Origin of the sequence: Nostoc sp. JL34, assembly GCF_017114945.1 — a bacterium.
Classification (GTDB): Bacteria; Cyanobacteriota; Cyanobacteriia; order Cyanobacteriales; family Nostocaceae; genus Nostoc.
The window spans coordinates 41647-58498 of sequence record NZ_JABXKQ010000054.1; the positions used below are offsets into that span (position 1 = coordinate 41647).

The following is a 16852-nucleotide window of genomic DNA, read 5'->3' on the forward strand; positions in this document are numbered from 1 at the left end:
GATTACCCTGGTAATGGAGCGCTATTGATTTGGCGCAGTTCTTTTAAACGATGTTCACTAGCTGCGATCGCATTACCATCAATAATTTTTACTCGATAACCTGGTAGCAAATCAGGCATTGTTGCATTAAGGTGTCGAATCGTCGCTTCCATTTGACCAGCAACCTCTCTGACTAACTCCCCACTGGTACTCGGTTCAATGCCATTGATTTTATTGTAGACCGAGGTAACTGAAACACCTATTTTTTCAACTGATGCTTGGTGTGCTGCGTGTACTGATGGGTGAACTCCGCAGACGACAAGGCTCATCAAATTGACGACTGTGGAGAATAATAACTCGCGAGTATACTGGGTTTTTGCACTACGTTCAAACAGTTCATCCAGAATTTGGGGACATAACGCTTTTTCTAAAAGTCCACGAACCATTACGGAAACTGGACTTTCTTTTATAAATCGCTCAAACACCTGCCCTAGCAACATTTCTATTCTCCACCCAACAGAGTTTCACCTCTTTTGAGCAAACTACAAATCAAGCCATTACACAACACCTTGAAAGGGCTAGTCCTAATATATTTGACCCGATTAAGTACTTTGCTGCCCCAGAAAATCAAGACTTAAGAGTAGTCAAAGCCCTGCCAAAGCCAGTCTCCAAGCTTGATTTTTCGCCTTTTCCTGCACCCTCTTGACAAATGTGCAATTACCTTAACCTCTCACTGATGCCCCTGCCTTCTCTAGTTGATCCCACTGTTGTGCAACGCCAAATTTTTCACCTTCTCTGTCGTTTAACTGCATAACCGTAAGGCACAGGCCAATTAGGTTCTTCATCCAAGCTACAACGGGCATAAATCGACCAGTATGGATTGCGGAGTAATTCTCGACCGATGAGAACCAAATCTGCACACCCACGAGTAATTATTTGGTCGGCATACTCAGCCTCATTTATCAGCCCCACAGCCCCTGTCATGATCCCAGCCTCTTCTCGGATTTTGGCAGCAAAAGGGACTTGATAGCCTTTCTCCACAGGAATTCTGGCATGGGGTACTAAACCTCCTGTTGAAACATCGATCAAATCAACGCCTAGAGTCTTTAGTTCACGGGACAATATGATTGATTGCTGGAGATCCCAACCTCCTTCTACCCAGTCGGTAGCGGAGATGCGTACAAAAAGCGGCATCCCGTTGGGCAAAACATCTCGTACTCGCCTTACTACTTCCAGTAATAAACGCATTCGGTTCTCCAACGAACCGCCGTAACGATCTGTTCGGCGATTACTGAGTGGTGAAAGAAAAGAATGCAATAAGTATCCATGTGCTGCGTGGATTTCAATCATTTGAAAACCTACTTGCAGGGCACGCTGCGCTGCTGTAACGAACGCGAAGGTCGCTTCTTGAATACCACGCTCATCGAGGGATATCGGTACAGGAGCGTTCTCTTGAAAAGGAATTGGGCTAGGTGCGACAGGCTGCCAACCTCCTTGTTCAGGTGTCAGTGGCGTACCGCCCAACCAAGGAACATTGCAACTTGCCTTCCTTCCAGCATGGGCTAATTGAATCCCTGTAACAGATCCCTGTTGGCGAAGGAAGCGCACAATGCGAGTTAGTGGCTCGATTTGCTTGTTGTCCCAAAGCCCAAGGTCGCCAAGTGTAATCCGTCCTTGGGGTGTTACGGCTGTCGCTTCAACCATAATCAGACCAGTTCCTCCCACAGCCCGACTCCCTAAGTGGACGAAGTGCCAATCGTTAGCAAATCCATTCTCTGCTGAGTATTGACACATTGGTGACATCGCCACGCGACTTGGCAAGGTGATATCTCGAATTATTAGTGGAGTAAACAAATCCACTTCGGGTATTTCCGAGTCGTGCAGACTCCTTGATTGACAGCCTTGATAACCTGGGGTTTTTAATTCGGTCTGGGCTGGAGATGATGACAAAGTTGTTATGTTCTGTGTAGTCATGATTTTACTTTTCGGTGCTTTATGAACTCACACTTAACGTTTGACTTTCAACTTTTTTTGGCAGACTGATAGGTGGAAACTGGTATTTATGAATCTTGACGATCGTGTTCTCAAAGGAGTCTCTGCTGATTTGCGATCGCCTACGGCGGGGCGTAGCCCATCGCATCTTTGTGAGCATATTCTCCCAAAATTCCCGCTTGTCGTGAATACAAGCTCACTGAACGCAGCAAAGCGACCATATAAGATTAAAACATCACCGGGACGGACATAGGTAGAACCTTGCGGTGCGCCGATGTATGACCCAGCCTACATTAGAGTGGCATGTTGGCTCCCACCCAGTTCCATAACATAGACATTGTTTGCTGAACTTGAACACTAACGCTAGTTGGTAAATCTAAGGAAAATCTGAGGAGATGCTGGGAGGCAGAAGGTAGGAGGTAGTCCAGGGGAAACGCATCTTATTTCCTAATAAAAACTAAAGAAGATTCAAAAATGACATAGATAATTGTCAGTAGACCGAAAAGTTTGGCGATCGCTAAAAAATAGTAGTTTATGACACCGTTTTTTCAGGAATGTACAACAGCCGATTTCGAGAAAACAAATATAAGTCGAACTTATAATAAAAGTGGTAAAACGACCAAAATCAGCCAGACGGTAAATAAATTTCGCAGGCTAGTCCATAGTTACGGTCTACTTTATTTTGGATATGGCAGGCGGCTTTGATCCTAATAATTATCCTTTAGTTGTGGTGAATAAAGGCTTAAAGAATGGTAATCCTACTTGGAGTTGGGGCGGTTCTGATTAGAAGGTTCATCACTTCAAGCCTCTAAGCACCTGCAAAAAAATAGCCAAATTTGATTATGCAGATGCAAAGAGCCGTTAAAAATCAGGTTGTATAAATTATAGCTATTGAAGCAGCTTAATAGTTACTTGAGACAGATGGTTATTTATTAAACAATTCAATAATATGACTTCAAAACAAATTTGATGTTATCCATGACTACAACCGTTACTCAAATGAAATGTGCTTGTCCATCTTGCCTATGCGTTGTTTCTCTGACTGATGCTGTCATCAAAGATGGTAAAGCTTACTGTGGAGAAGAATGTGCCAATAATCATCCCAATGGGCAAGGCTGTGGTCACACAGGCTGTGATTGTCAATCCAATTCGCAATTACCAATTCACAATTCGCAGTTACAATCAGTGGTAGCTTGAACTCACGACCTAGAAGCACCACTGAATTTTTGATTCAGTGGATAATTTTAATGCACTCACGCTCTTTCTGGGGTTCAAAAAGCGTGACAAGACATAGTGAACCGGACGCTCACCTAATGATTAAGTACACAATCATGAAGCAGAGCATCTTTTACTACTGATAGGTCAGTAGAAATGAAAACCGATAAATTTTATCAGGTCACTGTCGGGTTAGTTACAGCTTACAGTGGGGCAAAGTCTGAGTAAACTTCAGTGGGGAGACAACGCAAGATAATCATCAGTAAGTCAGCTTTAACTTGAGGCGTGGAGAAATCCACAATTCGCCGGAACTTGCTCATAGTAAGGACTGTAGCCACCTCAGCTATGTGATTTAAGGCATCTTCAGGCGATGATTCGGCTTCGTCAATCAGCGTCGGGAAGTATTCACGGGCAAACCACCTTTCCTCGTCGCTCAAGTCTGTGAGATTTTTATTACTACCGCTATGAAGACTATCTAATACTCACCGTTCGCGTAATCGAGAATGAATTTGATGAAATAGGGGATATGTGAAGAAGCAAGCTTTCCGAAAACAGGCACTCGCCAAGCCTTGTCCCAGCAAAAAACTTGTTGTGAAGTAACTTTAGATGGTAAGAGTGAAAAATGGCACACATACCCCAACGAATAATTTCAGAACGAATCGATGATGTTGTTCTGCTGCTAGAGGTGATGAAAAAAATGGGACTGCCGGAAATTTAGTTCGGCGAAGGCTTCTATAATTGCGATTTGAGACATGGGAGAGATGCATTAATGAGTAAACTTGAAAACCAATACCAACTCTTCGAGTACAGTATAGGAAGATATCACGTCTCATTAGGATTATGCCAACCGCCGTCGGGGGGAATCATGCTATCCGCCAAAGGAGGCCCCCAGCTATGGGGTGCGTATTCGTAAACAGGGGTTGCTTGATCTAGGATAGGAGCGACAATTTGCCACTGTGCTTCCACCTCATCTTGGCGAGCAAACAACATGGAGTCGCCTTTCATGGCATCTTCAAAAAGCCGCTCGTAGGGATTCATCTCATTGCCATGCTCGACTTGAGCGACTAGTCCGACTTCGCTACCCACCATTCCGTCGCCTGGGGTTTTAGAGCGAATGCCGATCGCAGTCAGCACATTTGGACTAAGACGAAAGTAGAAATAATTTGCTAATCCAAAGGCACGCTCGCCAAAAACATCCTGCGGCGGACGCTTGAGCCTGACCACAACTTCAGTAGTTGTACTCGGTAAACATTTGCCTGCACGAATGTAAATCGGAACGCTAGCCCAGCGCCAAGTATCAATGTTGAGCTTAACCGCCGCGAAGGTTTCGACCTTGGAATCAGGAGCTACACCAGGTTCTTGGCGATAGCCCTTGTACTGCCCGCGCACTACATTTGAGGGTTCGATTGGATCTATGGATTTGAGCAATCGCGCTCTTTCATCTCGGATGGCTTCATGCTGCTCGTTGATGGGTGAGTCCATCATTAAACACGCCGTCACCTGAAGTAGATGATTTTGCACCACATCCCGAATAGCGCCTGTCTCTTCATAAAACTGTCCCCGTCCATCGATGCCAAATTTTTCAGCCATCGTGATTTGGATGCTGGCAATACTGACGCGATGCCAAATCGGTTCGAGTAATGAATTGGCGAAGCGAGTGTAGAGAAGGTTTTGGACTGGTTCTTTTCCCAAGTAATGGTCAATCCGAAAAATATGACTTTCGGGAAAGATAGAGTGCAAAATGCAGTTCAGTATTCTAGCCGATTCTAGATCGCGTCCAAAGGGTTTTTCTACCATAACGCGACCATTCTTTACACAACTTGATTGACCTAACCCTTCGACAACCGTCGCAAACAAACTGGCAGGAATGGCTAAGTAATACAGAGGAGCTTCAGCTATTTGGAGTACCTGGCATAATTTATCATAGGTGGCGCGATCGCTATAATCACCAAAAATATAGTAAAGTAATGAACACAGTTTCTGGAAAGCTGCCTCATCAACGCCTACCTGTTCCTCCAGGCTCTTACGCACATAAGATCGTAATTGTTCGATGCTCCAATCTCGCCTACCCACTCCAATAATCGGAATGTCAAAATGACCGCGCTGAATCATCGCCTGTAAGGCAGGAAAGATTTTTTTGTAGGCTAAATCACTTGTGATCCCAAAAAATACCAGGGCATCGGAGAGTAAAGCTGCCATGATTAACCTCCATATCGACGCGGAGAGGGGAAGCAGGGGGGCAGGGGAGCAGGGGAGCAGAGGGGAAGAAAGCTGATTAAAATCCCCGCGTCCCCGTGTCCCCGTGTCATTTTTCCAGATGCCCACCAAACTCGTAGCGCAACGCAGAGATGAGTTTATTGGCAAAGTCTGATTGACCGCGAGAGCTAAATCGTGTGTAGAGGGCTGTACTAAGGACGGGAACAGGAACTCCTTCTTCAATGGCTGCCATTAGTGTCCATCGACCTTCTCCAGAGTCAGATACGCGCCCCTCGAAGTTGGCTAAGTCGGGGTCTTTGAGAAGGGCGATCGCGATTAAATCGAGTAACCAAGAGCTAATTACGCTGCCCCTGCGCCATACCTCTGCTATATCTGCAAGATTAAAGTCGTATTGGTAAAATTCAGGATTTCGTAAGGGAGCAGTTTCAGCATCGATTTGATGCAATTGTTTCCCAATATTAGCATGGTGAAGAATGTTCAACCCTTCGGCATAGGCTGCCATGATGCCGTATTCAATGCCGTTGTGAACCATTTTGACAAAGTGCCCTGCACCGTGAGAGCCACAATGCAAATAGCCCTGTTCAGCCGTTCCCCCCATTAACTCACGACCAGGGGTGCGCGGTGCAGCTGATACACCAGGAGCCAGCGCTGCAAAGATGGGGTCAACATATTTCACCACCGCCAATGCACCACCAATCATGAGACAGTAGCCGCGTTCTGCCCCCCAAATGCCACCGCTAGTTCCACAATCAATGTATTCAATTCCTTTGACTTTTAATTGATCTGCACGACGAATGTCATCAATGTAGTAAGAATTGCCACCATCAATGATAATGTCGTCAGCGTCTAGAAACGGCATGAGAGTCTGTAGGGTAGCATCTACTGTCGCGGCGGGTAGCATCAGCCAGACGGTGCGGGGTGGCGTGAGTGCTTCGATGAGTTCAACGAATGATGTTACACCACGGGCGATCGCTCCTTCCTGAACCAGCACCTCTGCTTTTTGTGGCTGACGAGTGTAGCCAATGACGCTATGTCCAGCCTGGGTTAGACGGTGTGCCATGTTAGCTCCCATTCGTCCTAGTCCTATCATTCCCAGTTCCATAACATGCCCTGTATTCAAGTGAGAAAAATTGGGAGTATCCATCCCGCAATAGCGCCAGTAGCGCAGACGGCTGTTAGAATCAGGAAAACCTCAGTTCGACTAAACTCTATTTCCAGCAAATTTTCGACGGACTGGTCTAATGCCATATCCAGGGTAAAAATGCCAATCCAGGATAGAGCGATCGCTATTGCCCAGCCCAATAATCCGCTTGATATCGATGCTCCAGTTAGAATCCATGCAAAACCGAATGTGAGAGATAACAATCCCGCCCAGACGGGAAAGCCAGTGAGTATGCAGGCACGGACTGCGGCAATTGCCAAAATGAACATCGGTATTGCAATTGTCGAGAAATGGCGATCGAGCCAGAGAGTCCATCCCAATCCTCCATATCCCAGCATTAGCACCGTCAGCCAAACTAGACTATAGAGAAAATGTTTCCAATAAAATTCTTTTGATTCTGGTCGGTTATGGTCTTGTTCAAATGTAGTTACAATTTTGTTAACCATAAGTCTTATACCTCTCTACAAAGACGAATCAGTTAACCAAGCCTGAATCTAGGATTTGTCCAATTTTTCCCATTTCCTTATCTTCTTAACGAATCTGCCCTAACGTTAGTTGGCAAATCTAAGGAAAATCTGAGCAGATACTGATACTAAATTGCGTTTATAAACACTTATCTCTGCTTTCACAAAAGCATTGGTCTTTAAACGTCCTCATTTTTTGCTTAGATTATCTCGCTACAATTCCCACGTTGATCTAGTAATTAGCTCACGCTACGAGAGGAACCCTAGGAAGTGAGATCATGACTAAACCGATTCAAATTCTGTTACAGACAACAATTCCCACCAATGAAGATGATTGGTATATTGGGCGATTTTCTTTGCTAAAGGACTATTTAGCTTCGTTGAAAAGTGACACTGGGGAACCCCTGTACCAGGTAACAGCAAGGGATCGAGAAAATACTGCTGAAAAAAACGATCCAGTTTTAAGTACGCTGGATAATTCAGATTTTGATGAACTGTGGCTGTTTGCTGTGGATGTAGGGGATGGCATAACTCCAAAGGAGTGTCAGAGCATCAGTGCCTTCCGTCAGCGCGGCGGCGGTTTATTGGTCAGCCGTGACCATCAGGATGTAGGTTGTTCGGTTTGCAATCTTGGTGGTGTCGGCGCAGCCCATTACTTTCACAGTAAGAATCCCGATCCCGATCCCTCGCACCACTACCCTGATGACATCTACACTAAGTATATTTCCTGGCCCAACTTCCATTCTGGGTTAAATGGTGACTACGAGAAAATTACTCTCATAGAACCTATTCATGACTTACTCAAGAATCCTACATCACCTTCTGAGGAGATTGAATTCTTTCCGGCTCATCCCCATGAAGGAGCCGTAGGTGTGCCTGCAAACGAGAAGAATGCACGAGTAATTGCCTTGGGTACAAGCTCAGTCTCCGGTCGGGACTTCAACTTAGTAGTTGCTTTTGAAAGTACGCAGGATGAACAAGGAAATATTTTAGGACGTGCGATCGCTGAATCAAGCTTCCACCATTTCGCCGACTACAATTGGGATGTTGATATGGGCGCACCTAGCTTTGTAACCGAACCCCCTGGAGATGGGATGAAGCAAAACCCACAAGCCCTTGAACATATTAAAGCCTATGTGCGAAACTTAGCCCTCTGGCTGGCTCCTACCTCAAGTTAAAGGAAAGTCTCCCATCCTTAAAGCAATACTCCGGACAATTTTTAGTTGAGGGAATCGACAAGAAAGCTATCGAACCATTAAGGTGCTGATTAGAAAAAACTTGCACCGTATCGATGGCTATGGGTTGCTGGCGGAACAAACCTTTGACCGAGGCTTCTGTCCCGACCTGACGCGGATGGATTACTATCTCCACCACCTGGAAATTACTCAACCTCAATTACCTTCCCAAGTTCGTTACCTGACTGTGGATGGAGCATATGCCAAGGAGCCATTTGTCACGGGGGTAAGGGCGCTCAAACTGGATGTGATTAGTAAACTTCGTCGAGACGCGAATCTGCGATATGTGTTTGAGGGTGAACAGAAAGCACGGGGGCTAAACGCAAAACAGATATCAACCAATCGGCAGACGAGATTTATCATTTCTACAAACTGCGTTTTCAAATCGAATTTATCTTCCGCGATGCTAAACAGTTTACCGGGCTAAGTGATTGTCAAGCCCGTGATGTCAAAAAGCTTGACTTTCATTTTAATGCCAGTTTCACTGCCCTTAATATTGCCAAGCTCGATGCTCATCGACAGCACTGAGAACCGCTATATGTTAATAATACATCTTTAAAAGTCCGTTGGGAGTACGGTGTCCTCCAACAATTCACAATCATACCTTGAGTATTCAATATTCAATGTTTAGATGCGTTCGCGCTGTTCTGCTTTTTGGGAGAAGGCTCGCTAGCGTTGTGCTAACACCATTTCTGCTTCTGAAAACGCAACTATTTTGTAAATTATCTAAGTGTTTTTATATACAAATATTGTAACTGCCAATTACTACTTTTGAAGTATCAATTTATTGAACAACTAAGACTATTGAAAGAGTATAAGTAATTTTTTTTTAACTACAACTCTAAGCAATAGAAGAGTTAGGACAAATCAATTTGTCCCAAGTTTGATAATTAAAAGACATATAGCAAACACAAGAGGCAACGGTCATGAGTACAGTCATGAACCAACGGATCAAAGTTGAAAAGACTTTAACCATTAACAAACCAGTAGAGGAACTTTATCGCTTTTGGCGTAACTTTGATAACTTGCCACGCTTTATCAAGCATCTCAAAGAGGTGAGGGTATACGACGAGAAGCGATCGCACTGGATTAGCAAAGGATTCTTAAATGAAAGCGTTGAGTGGGATGTAGTCATTACCGAAGACCGAGAAAACGAATTGATTGCCTGGACTTCGGTTGAAGGCGCAGCAATTGAAACCTCTGGTCGCGTCCACTTCAAGCCAGCACCTGGGGATCGTGGCACTGAGGTAAAAACAATCCGAGAATTTACCCCGCCTGGAGGTGCGATTGGAGCTGCGTTGGCGAAGCCCGTCGCAGACATCGCTAAATTATTTGGCGAAGACCCAGAACTGCAAATTAAAGAAGATTTACGCCGCTTCAAAATGCTGATGGAAGCAGGCGAGATTGCCACAACCGAAGGTCAACCGCGAGGTTAATAAATATTGCTATGAAAGCTGTTTGTTGGTACGGCACTAACAATGTGCGGGTGGAAACAGTGCCAGACCCAAAAATAATTAACCCCCGCGATGCCATCCTCAAAGTTATATCAGCAACCATCTGCGGTTCTGACTTGCATATCTACAATGGCTACATCTCGACGATGGAACCGGGTGACATTATTGGTCACGAGTTTATGGGAGAAATCGTTGATATTGGCAATCAAGTCAAGAAATTGAAAAAAGGCGATCGCGTATTGAAGGGCGAAGTCGATCCATCTGCTGTGTTCACGCATCACTTACCCCTAACAGAAGCCAAGCATGGCTTCGAGCTGTTCAACCAAAGAAAAGATCACTGCATAAAAGTTAGGTTACAGCCTTGCGTTGGGGGCTGAGAGGAGCAGAGGAGACAAGGAAAATAACCACTGACAACTAACTATCAACAAAGGATTAATGGCTATGAAAGCAGTTTGCTGGAACGGTGCCAACGATGTACGGGTGGAAACAGTACCCGATCCAAAAATCATTAATCCGCGTGATGCTGTTATTAAAATCACGACAACAGCAATTTGCGGTTCTGATTTACACCTTTATAACGGCTACGTCCCCACAATGGAAAAGGGCGATATCCTTGGTCATGAAATGATGGGGGAAGTCGTTGAAATAGGCAGTGCCGTCAAAAATTTAAATATAGGCGATCGCGTGGTTGTACCATTCCCTATCGCCTGTGGTAACTGCTGGTACTGTCAACATGACTTCTGGTCATTGTGCGATAACTCTAACCCAAACGCTTGGTTAGCAGAAAAATTCATGGGTTATTCACCCTCTGGTATTTTTGGCTACTCTCATATGCTAGGTGGCTACGCTGGTGGTCAAGCTGAATATGCCCGCGTTCCCTTTGCCGATACTGGTTTGTTTAAGATTCCTGATGGACTAACAGACGAACAAGTAGTGTTTTTAACAGATATCTTCCCCACCGGATATATGGCGGCAGATAACTGTAATATTCAGCCCGGTGATATTGTCGCAGTCTGGGGGTGTGGCCCAGTCGCACAATTCACAATAAGAAGTGCTTATCTACTTGGTGCTGAACGAGTCATCGCTATCGATCGAATTCCCGAACGCCTACAGATGGCTAAAGATCAAGGCAAAGCAGAAATCCTTAACTATGAGGAAGTAGATGTTGGTGAAGCCCTCAAAGAAATGACAGGTGGACGCGGCCCAGATGCTTGCATTGATGCTGTGGGGTTGGAAGCACACGGGACGGGTCTAGAAGGAGTATACGACGAAGTAAAGCAAGCAGTGCGTCTGGAAACAGACCGGCCCCATGTGCTGCGGCAAGTGATGATTGACTGTCGCAAAGGCGGTCACGTGTCAATTCCTGGTGTTTATGTCGGCGTTGTAGACAAAATACCTATGGGTGCTGCCATGAACAAAGCCTTAGTATTCAAAATGGGACAAACGCACGTTCATAAGTACTTAAACACGTTACTCGATCACATCCAAAATGGCAGGATCGATCCATCTTTCGTGATCACCCATCGTCTACCCTTAGATGAAGCACCCCGGGGTTACGAAATTTTCAAAGACAAGAAGGAAAACTGTATCAAAGTTGTACTCAAACCATAAGGCAGGAGAAAAGACACGGAGAGTGGGAGACGCAAAGAAAGAACTCTCCATGTCCCTCTATCCCCGCACGCAACTTCTCTCCGTGTCCTTCTAATCGATAGATAGCCTTGTACAAAGTACAGCACTAGTATTATGACAGTATTATGACTACCCCTAAAATTCACTCCTTTATCTGTTATCTGTACAAATAACTTTATTCTTGTCGTATTTTACACCGAAGCGCATTGCTGGCAGTTTCGGAGCATCAGTGACAATGGTGCGGTGTTTGGCGAGCAAAAGCTTTACAATACAGCATCAGCAGCTATTGTTGCTGGTCGTGATTGGATATATCAGGATGCATGAAGGCAAAACTTGGTGCAGCACTTGTAGAAATCCGAATGAGATATATTTGCTAGCGGGAGATGAAGTTGTAATAAGTAAATCAGGGAAACAAACTTATGGACTGGATAGATTTTTTTCTAGCCTGGCTGGTAAACCCATATCAGGGCTATCTTTTTTTACATTATCATTAGTCAGTGTTGAGCAAAGGCACTCGTTTCCGATTCAGATAGAACAGGTGATAAAGAGCGATATAGAAAAAAGTAGCTCGTCACCAACCAAAGAAATAAAACCGCAAGAGAAACGTGGGCGTGGACGACCAAAGGGAAGTAAAAACAAGAATAAAACCCAGGTAGTTCTCACTTCTGAATTACTCAGAATTCAGAAGATGATTAAGTCACTATTTAAGTTATTAGCTAAATTTATTCCCCTTACTTACTTAGTATTGGATGGACACTTTGGGAATAATAATGCCTTGCAGATGGCTCGTCAAGTTAACTTGCATATAATTTCTAAGCTTCGCTCTGATTCAGCATTATATATACCTTATCAACACCCTGACCCCAATAGTCGCTCTCGTCGTAAATACGGAGACAAAATTGACTACAACAACATACCTAAGAAGTATTTATGTCAAAGTACCGTTGATGACGATATCCAAACTGACGTTTATCAAGTTACATTACTTCACAAAGAATTTGCCCAATCTCTAAATGTAGTTATTCTCGTCAAAACCAATCTTAAAACTCATGCTCGTAGTCATGTAATTCTATTTTCTAGTGAGCTAAAATTGTCATCTGAAAAAATAATTGACTACTAAGCTGTTGCGCTTACAATTTGCATATAATAGATATGAATATAAGTTCAGGTACAGGTTGCTATGCCGGCTATTGGCTTTCTAAGCTTGGAACAAAAGCAGCATCTACAAAAATTCTTAAAACAGAGCGAACGCTCTGAAATGAGAGAGCGAGTTTTGATACTATTATTGATGAATGATGGTAGAACACAAGAAGAAATAGCAGCATTAATCGGTTGTTCTCGTAGAACAGTAGCATATTGGTGTGTGCATGGAGATCCAGATACGATAGAAAGCTTAGAAGACGGTAGAAGAAAAAGAGAATACAGAAAAGTTAATCAAGTTTACATAGATAAACTATTAGAGATAGTAGAGAAAGAACCAAGTGAATTAGGTTATGAATTTGGTCGATGGACAGCAGAAAGATTATCAACATATTTAGAGAAAGAAACAGGATTAAAAATAAGCAGTTCACAAGTAAGGAAGATATTAAAAAGAAAAAAGTATGCTTACCTTTGGGCAAAGTATAGTCTAGAGGACAGACAAAATGCAGAGAAAAGAAAAGAATTTAAAGAAAAGTCTCAAAATTATTTATCAATAGTAAAAGAGAAACCAAAGCTTTATCAGATATGGTTTTGGGATGAGAGTGGTTTTAGTTTACGAGTGTTAAGAAGGAAAACTTGGGGTAAAAAAGGAAAAAGAAAAAAAGTTACTGGGAAACGTAGTAGAGGTCGGGTAAACATGATGGGAGGTTTAAGGTTATCTGATAAAAAGCGGGTATGTTATTTTATTGAAAGAGGAAATTCAGAAACCTTTTATGAGCAGCTCAAACAACTACACGAATTCGTATTAAAAGAATGGTTGGCTTTAGGGAATAGTCAAGAATGCTTTCACGAACATGGCCCAAAAATAATTATATTTTTAGATAATGCAAGTTACCATAAACGTAAAGATATATGCGCCGAAATAGAAAAGAATCTACCGAATATTATTCTTGAATATCTCTCTGCTTATAGCCCTGATTTTAATCTAATTGAATTAGTTTGGCATTCATGTAAAGAATATATAGCTCATAGACTGTTTCAATCAGTATGTGAACTAAAATCTACGTTAAATAAACTCTTAAATGATGGAGAGCTTATTATTAAATGGGGAAGAAAAATAAAAAATAAGGGAAATGCTGTTTGTGCAAATTAAAAGCACAACAGCTTACAAGCTGCGCTTTCAGATCGAATTCAATTTTCGAGATGCCAAGCAATTTTGGGGATTGGAAGATTTTATGAACTTAAGTCAAACTGCTGTAACTAATGCTGCTAATCTAGCATTCTTTATGGTCAACTTATCCCATCATCTTCTCGCAGATTTTCGTCTCCTTAATCCCGACTCCGGCATCCTTGACCTTCAGGCTCACTATCGTGGTTTTCGATATGTCCGTGAAATTTTAAAAATGCTTCCCGAAATGCCTGAGCCTATTTTATTAACCCAGATTTTTGCCAAACTTACTTCTTTAGGACGTATTCATAACGTTTCTACAGGCGTTGAACCCTCGTAAATTGGCTAAGGTATTGGATACAGATACTAAGAAGATCATCAAAAAATCCGACAAGCTTACCCTGAGACAGATGAAGCTAATCGAGGAGGCTGAAGACAAACTTATTGAAGCTAATACTGTCAATTCTCCAGATCCTGTGGTTGAGGAGCAACCAGTAGCGATTTCAGAGCCTAGAGTTCGTGACTATGTTCCATTCCTTGACAATCCTCCAGTACAATCTGTGGGCAATTCCGGCTGGCAGGTTTCTGATGTCTGGCGGGATATTCGGGTGGATGATTTTTGTAGTTAATTTAAAGCAGGCAATTTGTATTCCCAGACGGTTCTGCATCAAGGCGGTTGCAATTATCCATGATCCGAATCTTAGAGATTGAGGGACAGGCATCAAGCAAGGGAGAAAAGTTTTCCCGAAGGCATACTTGTGCAGCAATACCTCTGTCTTTTCGTTAAAACGATAATATGCAAGCGCCTGAGCAACTTTTGTAAACTATCTTTGCACTCAGTCAAAGTTATAGTTGCATTGTGCCTATAATAAGTTACGGCTAACTATAACTAAAAGTTAGCACCCTGTAAATGGTTATCGCTTGGATTACGCATCAAAGGCGATACCAAGACAAGCAAAATTTATCGGCAGCGTAATAGTTTCTATTGCCTTGCCAACATGCCCCCTCCGCGATCGCATGTTGGTGGAAGTGTTGTATATCAAGGAAAGTGGTTTTTATCGTAGATTATGTCGGATAAAAGATAAGAGTACCTTATTTTGTGTTCCACCCCGATTGTCACTGAAAGCATAATGTGAGCAACTTGCTTGCTTTATGGTTTCAAACTGGGTTGCTCAAGTTATGAGCTTGGGACATTGAGGCGATCGCCGACCTTATGGAGCGATTATTCCAGCTTGTAGTAAAAGCTGACGCTCCTCAACTCTGTCACGACGGTTTAACTGCAATAACCCAATCGTAACCCGACCTATGGGGCTTAAAGGCACAAATTCAGACCCACTTAGGCGAAAATGTTCATGCCAGATGTCTTGGCGAGGATGATACAAGGGTACGATTTTTCCGGTTTCTGGATCGACAGAGGCGAGATCACTTCCTTTGTGCTTATTGCACAGAGTACAGGATAGGGCTAAATTTTCCGCTTCAGTCCGTCCCCTATGTTTTTCAGCAATGATGTGGTCAATCTCATGAGGCGCAAAGGTAGCGACATCAGGAATCAGACAATACTCACAACAAGCTTTTGCCCGTTCATAAACCTGTCTTCGGAGAGCTACAGGAATATAGGTTTTGCTCATTCTGCGTCAGCTTCTTTGATCTTTAAGAAGGCTCTAGCCTTAGCCATTCTGACAATATGCTCTAAATATTGATACCCTTGCCATTGCTGCTCTTCTGTTGCGGTTAAACCTACCGTCCGATTTTTTTCTACCAGAGTGTTAATTTGAGCTTGCAGGGATTCAGAGGGACGCAGGGCAATAATGGCTTCAGCAGTGGGTAGGCTTGCCAGAAATTCTACGACTTCAGCCATACCTGAAAATCCTGACTGAGTAATCGCATTCAGTTCTCGTAACCCCAACTCTAGGATTTGAGGCAGTTTGTCTGCAAAGGGTTGAAGCTGATTGACAACTTCATCAGGTAAGTCAAATGTAACTTGCATAGACGTTTGCTTTTACTACAAGGATACACTTTCTGGATTTTAGCTGACAGAATATTCCACAATTAAATCAATCGGATACCGCGTACCTTTGGTCGGCGTAGCCATCGCAATTGTCACCCATGATGCGACCGTAGCAGATCAGACAAACCGGGTGATTCAGATGCAGGTGTAGAGGAATAAAAAAGTTCAACAATAAATAATAAAGTCCAACAATTTCTGTTAGGTGGTTTACCCTTACATTTACCGAAGCGATCGCTTTGGTAAATATCAAGCCTGCGAACGAGTTGTAATTAATCGTTTGGTTCTAAAAGCTTGCCCAGAGCTTCAACGGACTGCCGCCAGCCGCTTTCCATGCCACTGGCAACCATGCCGTCACGGTCTGACTGGCTCATTGCTGTGCTATGGGTACGAATCTCAGTTGTATGTTCGTCAATTGCGACAAACTCAGCTTTTTCCAGCATGACATGCCCACGTTCCGGCATTCCCAAGAATTCAAATGTCTGCACAATTCGTTTATCTAGAGCGACTTCATGAAAACAGCCAGTAAACTCATACTCGTGACCGTCTTCTGATTGTTCAGCAATGTGCCAACTGCCGCCGTCTTGACAATCGAAGTGATACACTTTCATTGGATTACCGCGACACCACCAACTAGCAAACAGTTCCTCTTTGGTATATGCTTCAAATACCTTTTCTAACGAAGCCTTGATTGTGACAGTACCCAGGATATTTTGTGAATTTTCTGGAACTGTTACTGTAAGATTTGCCATACTACCCTCCTGCTACTTTGTTATCGATCTTCTAGTAGTTTTTCCAGAGCATCAAAGCGGGCACTCCAGATTTTTTCATACTCGCCCAGATACGCTGCGGCTACTTTGAGAGTTTTCGGCTGAATCTGAATAACTTTCTCCTTACCACTTCGACGCTTGGTAATTAGTCCGGCTTTCTCCAATACACTGATGTGCTTTGCGATCGCTGCAAAAGACATCGCATAGGGTTGTGCTAATTCGCCGATAGTATGTTCTGCTGTTGATACCCGCTTCAGAATGTCTCGCCGCGTCACATCTGCCAGAGCAGCAAAAATTTTATCAAGGGCTACATTTGATTCAACCATATAGTTGAATGATATCCAAAGATACAGATCGTGTCAAGTGAGGCATCACCGTGGTCGGGTAGCAGGACTATATCGCTATAATCCCGCCCCCTCAGA

Annotated in this window: 19 protein-coding genes and 4 pseudogenes; 12 read left to right on the forward strand and 11 right to left on the reverse strand. The window is 43.5% G+C overall.

All coding sequences use genetic code 11. The features are described 5' to 3' along the window. Positions 1–2 precede the first annotated feature (2 nt). Both HWQ44_RS11010 and HWQ44_RS11015 read right to left on the reverse strand, forming a co-directional pair. On the reverse strand, positions 3–479 hold the full coding sequence (locus tag HWQ44_RS11010) for a hypothetical protein (protein WP_179075986.1): 477 nt from the start codon (positions 477–479) through the stop codon (positions 3–5). 286 nt (positions 480–765) lie between these two features. Beyond that, a complete protein-coding gene (locus tag HWQ44_RS11015) occupies positions 766–1953 on the reverse strand; it encodes an NADH:flavin oxidoreductase/NADH oxidase (protein ID WP_179075987.1) in 1188 nt (395 codons plus the stop codon). A gap of 88 nt (positions 1954–2041) precedes the next feature. Here HWQ44_RS11015 and HWQ44_RS11020 point away from each other — a divergent pair, with 88 nt between their 5' ends. After that, a complete protein-coding gene (locus HWQ44_RS11020; RefSeq protein ID WP_179075988.1) occupies positions 2042–2224 on the forward strand; it encodes a hypothetical protein in 183 nt (60 codons plus the stop codon). 725 nt (positions 2225–2949) lie between these two features. Continuing rightward, positions 2950–3168, forward strand: a complete 219-nt coding sequence (locus tag HWQ44_RS11025) for a metallothionein (protein ID WP_099070196.1) — start codon at positions 2950–2952, stop codon at positions 3166–3168. Between the two features lie 221 nt (positions 3169–3389). Here HWQ44_RS11025 and HWQ44_RS11030 read toward each other — a convergent pair whose 3' ends face one another. From HWQ44_RS11030 to HWQ44_RS11045, 4 genes are all read right to left on the reverse strand, one after another. Continuing rightward, positions 3390–3623, reverse strand: a complete 234-nt coding sequence (locus HWQ44_RS11030) for a hypothetical protein (RefSeq protein WP_179075989.1) — start codon at positions 3621–3623, stop codon at positions 3390–3392. Between the two features lie 385 nt (positions 3624–4008). Next, the gene (gene zwf / locus HWQ44_RS11035) at positions 4009–5385 is read right to left on the reverse strand and encodes a glucose-6-phosphate dehydrogenase (protein WP_179075990.1); all 1377 of its coding nucleotides are present in this window, start codon (positions 5383–5385) and stop codon (positions 4009–4011) included. 106 nt (positions 5386–5491) lie between these two features. Continuing rightward, a complete protein-coding gene (gene gnd / locus HWQ44_RS11040; protein ID WP_292718397.1) occupies positions 5492–6547 on the reverse strand; it encodes a phosphogluconate dehydrogenase (NAD(+)-dependent, decarboxylating) in 1056 nt (351 codons plus the stop codon). Beyond that, the gene (locus tag HWQ44_RS11045; RefSeq protein WP_179075992.1) at positions 6520–7011 is read right to left on the reverse strand and encodes a hypothetical protein; all 492 of its coding nucleotides are present in this window, start codon (positions 7009–7011) and stop codon (positions 6520–6522) included. Before HWQ44_RS11045 ends, gnd begins: the two co-directional genes overlap by 28 nt. 296 nt (positions 7012–7307) lie before the next feature. On the opposite strand from HWQ44_RS11045, the gene HWQ44_RS11050 reads away from it, so the two are divergent. From HWQ44_RS11050 to HWQ44_RS11095, 10 genes and pseudogenes are all read left to right on the forward strand, one after another. After that, positions 7308–8207, forward strand: coding sequence for a hypothetical protein (locus HWQ44_RS11050; RefSeq protein ID WP_179075993.1), 900 nt, complete (start codon positions 7308–7310; stop codon positions 8205–8207). Between the two features lie 82 nt (positions 8208–8289). Continuing rightward, positions 8290–8691, forward strand: coding sequence for a hypothetical protein (locus tag HWQ44_RS11055; protein ID WP_179075994.1), 402 nt, complete (start codon positions 8290–8292; stop codon positions 8689–8691). Then, positions 8592–8792: pseudogene (locus tag HWQ44_RS11060) on the forward strand (transposase); the annotation flags it as partial. The gene HWQ44_RS11055 and the pseudogene HWQ44_RS11060, both read left to right, overlap by 100 nt. Before the next feature lie 398 nt (positions 8793–9190). Further along, positions 9191–9700 (forward strand): SRPBCC family protein, encoded by a 510-nt coding sequence (locus HWQ44_RS11065; RefSeq protein WP_256874658.1) that lies wholly within the window; start codon positions 9191–9193, stop codon positions 9698–9700. Between the two features lie 11 nt (positions 9701–9711). After that, positions 9712–9960, forward strand: a pseudogene (locus HWQ44_RS11070) (alcohol dehydrogenase catalytic domain-containing protein); the annotation flags it as partial. A gap of 199 nt (positions 9961–10159) precedes the next feature. After that, a complete protein-coding gene (locus HWQ44_RS11075) occupies positions 10160–11329 on the forward strand; it encodes a zinc-dependent alcohol dehydrogenase (protein WP_179076027.1) in 1170 nt (389 codons plus the stop codon). Between the two features lie 373 nt (positions 11330–11702). Next, positions 11703–12464: pseudogene (locus tag HWQ44_RS11080) on the forward strand (transposase); the annotation flags it as partial. A 63-nt stretch (positions 12465–12527) separates the two neighbouring features. Then, complete coding sequence (locus HWQ44_RS11085; RefSeq protein WP_292718401.1) at positions 12528–13640, forward strand: IS630 family transposase; 1113 nt, start codon at positions 12528–12530, stop codon at positions 13638–13640. A gap of 13 nt (positions 13641–13653) precedes the next feature. Beyond that, positions 13654–13995: pseudogene (locus HWQ44_RS11090) on the forward strand (IS4 family transposase); the annotation flags it as partial. 70 nt (positions 13996–14065) lie between these two features. Beyond that, on the forward strand, positions 14066–14284 hold the full coding sequence (locus HWQ44_RS11095; RefSeq protein ID WP_179076028.1) for a hypothetical protein: 219 nt from the start codon (positions 14066–14068) through the stop codon (positions 14282–14284). 582 nt (positions 14285–14866) lie between these two features. On the opposite strand, the gene HWQ44_RS11100 is transcribed toward HWQ44_RS11095, so the two are convergent. From HWQ44_RS11100 to HWQ44_RS11120, 5 genes are all read right to left on the reverse strand, one after another. Continuing rightward, a complete protein-coding gene (locus tag HWQ44_RS11100) occupies positions 14867–15283 on the reverse strand; it encodes an HNH endonuclease (protein WP_292718403.1) in 417 nt (138 codons plus the stop codon). Then, positions 15280–15642: a hypothetical protein gene (locus tag HWQ44_RS11105; protein ID WP_179076445.1), complete on the reverse strand. Its 363-nt coding sequence runs from the start codon at positions 15640–15642 to the stop codon at positions 15280–15282. The genes HWQ44_RS11100 and HWQ44_RS11105 overlap by 4 nt, the downstream gene beginning before the upstream one ends. 67 nt (positions 15643–15709) lie before the next feature. Then, positions 15710–15913, reverse strand: a complete 204-nt coding sequence (locus tag HWQ44_RS11110) for a hypothetical protein (protein WP_292718406.1) — start codon at positions 15911–15913, stop codon at positions 15710–15712. 19 nt (positions 15914–15932) lie between these two features. Continuing rightward, the gene (locus HWQ44_RS11115; RefSeq protein ID WP_292718408.1) at positions 15933–16412 is read right to left on the reverse strand and encodes an SRPBCC domain-containing protein; all 480 of its coding nucleotides are present in this window, start codon (positions 16410–16412) and stop codon (positions 15933–15935) included. Between the two features lie 20 nt (positions 16413–16432). Next, positions 16433–16756 carry a metalloregulator ArsR/SmtB family transcription factor gene (locus HWQ44_RS11120; protein ID WP_109013061.1) on the reverse strand — a complete coding sequence of 108 codons (324 nt, stop codon included), beginning with the start codon at positions 16754–16756 and terminating at the stop codon, positions 16433–16435. Between the last annotated feature and the right edge of the window lie 96 nt (positions 16757–16852).

Coding starts and splice junctions, on each gene's coding strand:
- HWQ44_RS11010 (WP_179075986.1), bottom strand. CDS start 479: ATGTTGCTAGGGCAGGTGTTTGAGCGATTTATAAAAGAAAGTCCAGTT.
- HWQ44_RS11015 (WP_179075987.1), bottom strand. CDS start 1,953: ATGACTACACAGAACATAACAACTTTGTCATCATCTCCAGCCCAGACC.
- HWQ44_RS11020 (WP_179075988.1), top strand. CDS start 2,042: ATGAATCTTGACGATCGTGTTCTCAAAGGAGTCTCTGCTGATTTGCGA.
- HWQ44_RS11025 (WP_099070196.1), top strand. CDS start 2,950: ATGACTACAACCGTTACTCAAATGAAATGTGCTTGTCCATCTTGCCTA.
- zwf (WP_179075990.1), bottom strand. CDS start 5,385: ATGGCAGCTTTACTCTCCGATGCCCTGGTATTTTTTGGGATCACAAGT.
- gnd (WP_292718397.1), bottom strand. CDS start 6,547: ATGGATACTCCCAATTTTTCTCACTTGAATACAGGGCATGTTATGGAA.
- HWQ44_RS11045 (WP_179075992.1), bottom strand. CDS start 7,011: ATGGTTAACAAAATTGTAACTACATTTGAACAAGACCATAACCGACCA.
- HWQ44_RS11050 (WP_179075993.1), top strand. CDS start 7,308: ATGACTAAACCGATTCAAATTCTGTTACAGACAACAATTCCCACCAAT.
- HWQ44_RS11065 (WP_256874658.1), top strand. CDS start 9,191: ATGAGTACAGTCATGAACCAACGGATCAAAGTTGAAAAGACTTTAACC.
- HWQ44_RS11075 (WP_179076027.1), top strand. CDS start 10,160: ATGAAAGCAGTTTGCTGGAACGGTGCCAACGATGTACGGGTGGAAACA.
- HWQ44_RS11085 (WP_292718401.1), top strand. CDS start 12,528: ATGCCGGCTATTGGCTTTCTAAGCTTGGAACAAAAGCAGCATCTACAA.
- HWQ44_RS11095 (WP_179076028.1), top strand. CDS start 14,066: ATGAAGCTAATCGAGGAGGCTGAAGACAAACTTATTGAAGCTAATACT.
- HWQ44_RS11100 (WP_292718403.1), bottom strand. CDS start 15,283: ATGAGCAAAACCTATATTCCTGTAGCTCTCCGAAGACAGGTTTATGAA.
- HWQ44_RS11105 (WP_179076445.1), bottom strand. CDS start 15,642: ATGCAAGTTACATTTGACTTACCTGATGAAGTTGTCAATCAGCTTCAA.
- HWQ44_RS11115 (WP_292718408.1), bottom strand. CDS start 16,412: ATGGCAAATCTTACAGTAACAGTTCCAGAAAATTCACAAAATATCCTG.
- HWQ44_RS11120 (WP_109013061.1), bottom strand. CDS start 16,756: ATGGTTGAATCAAATGTAGCCCTTGATAAAATTTTTGCTGCTCTGGCA.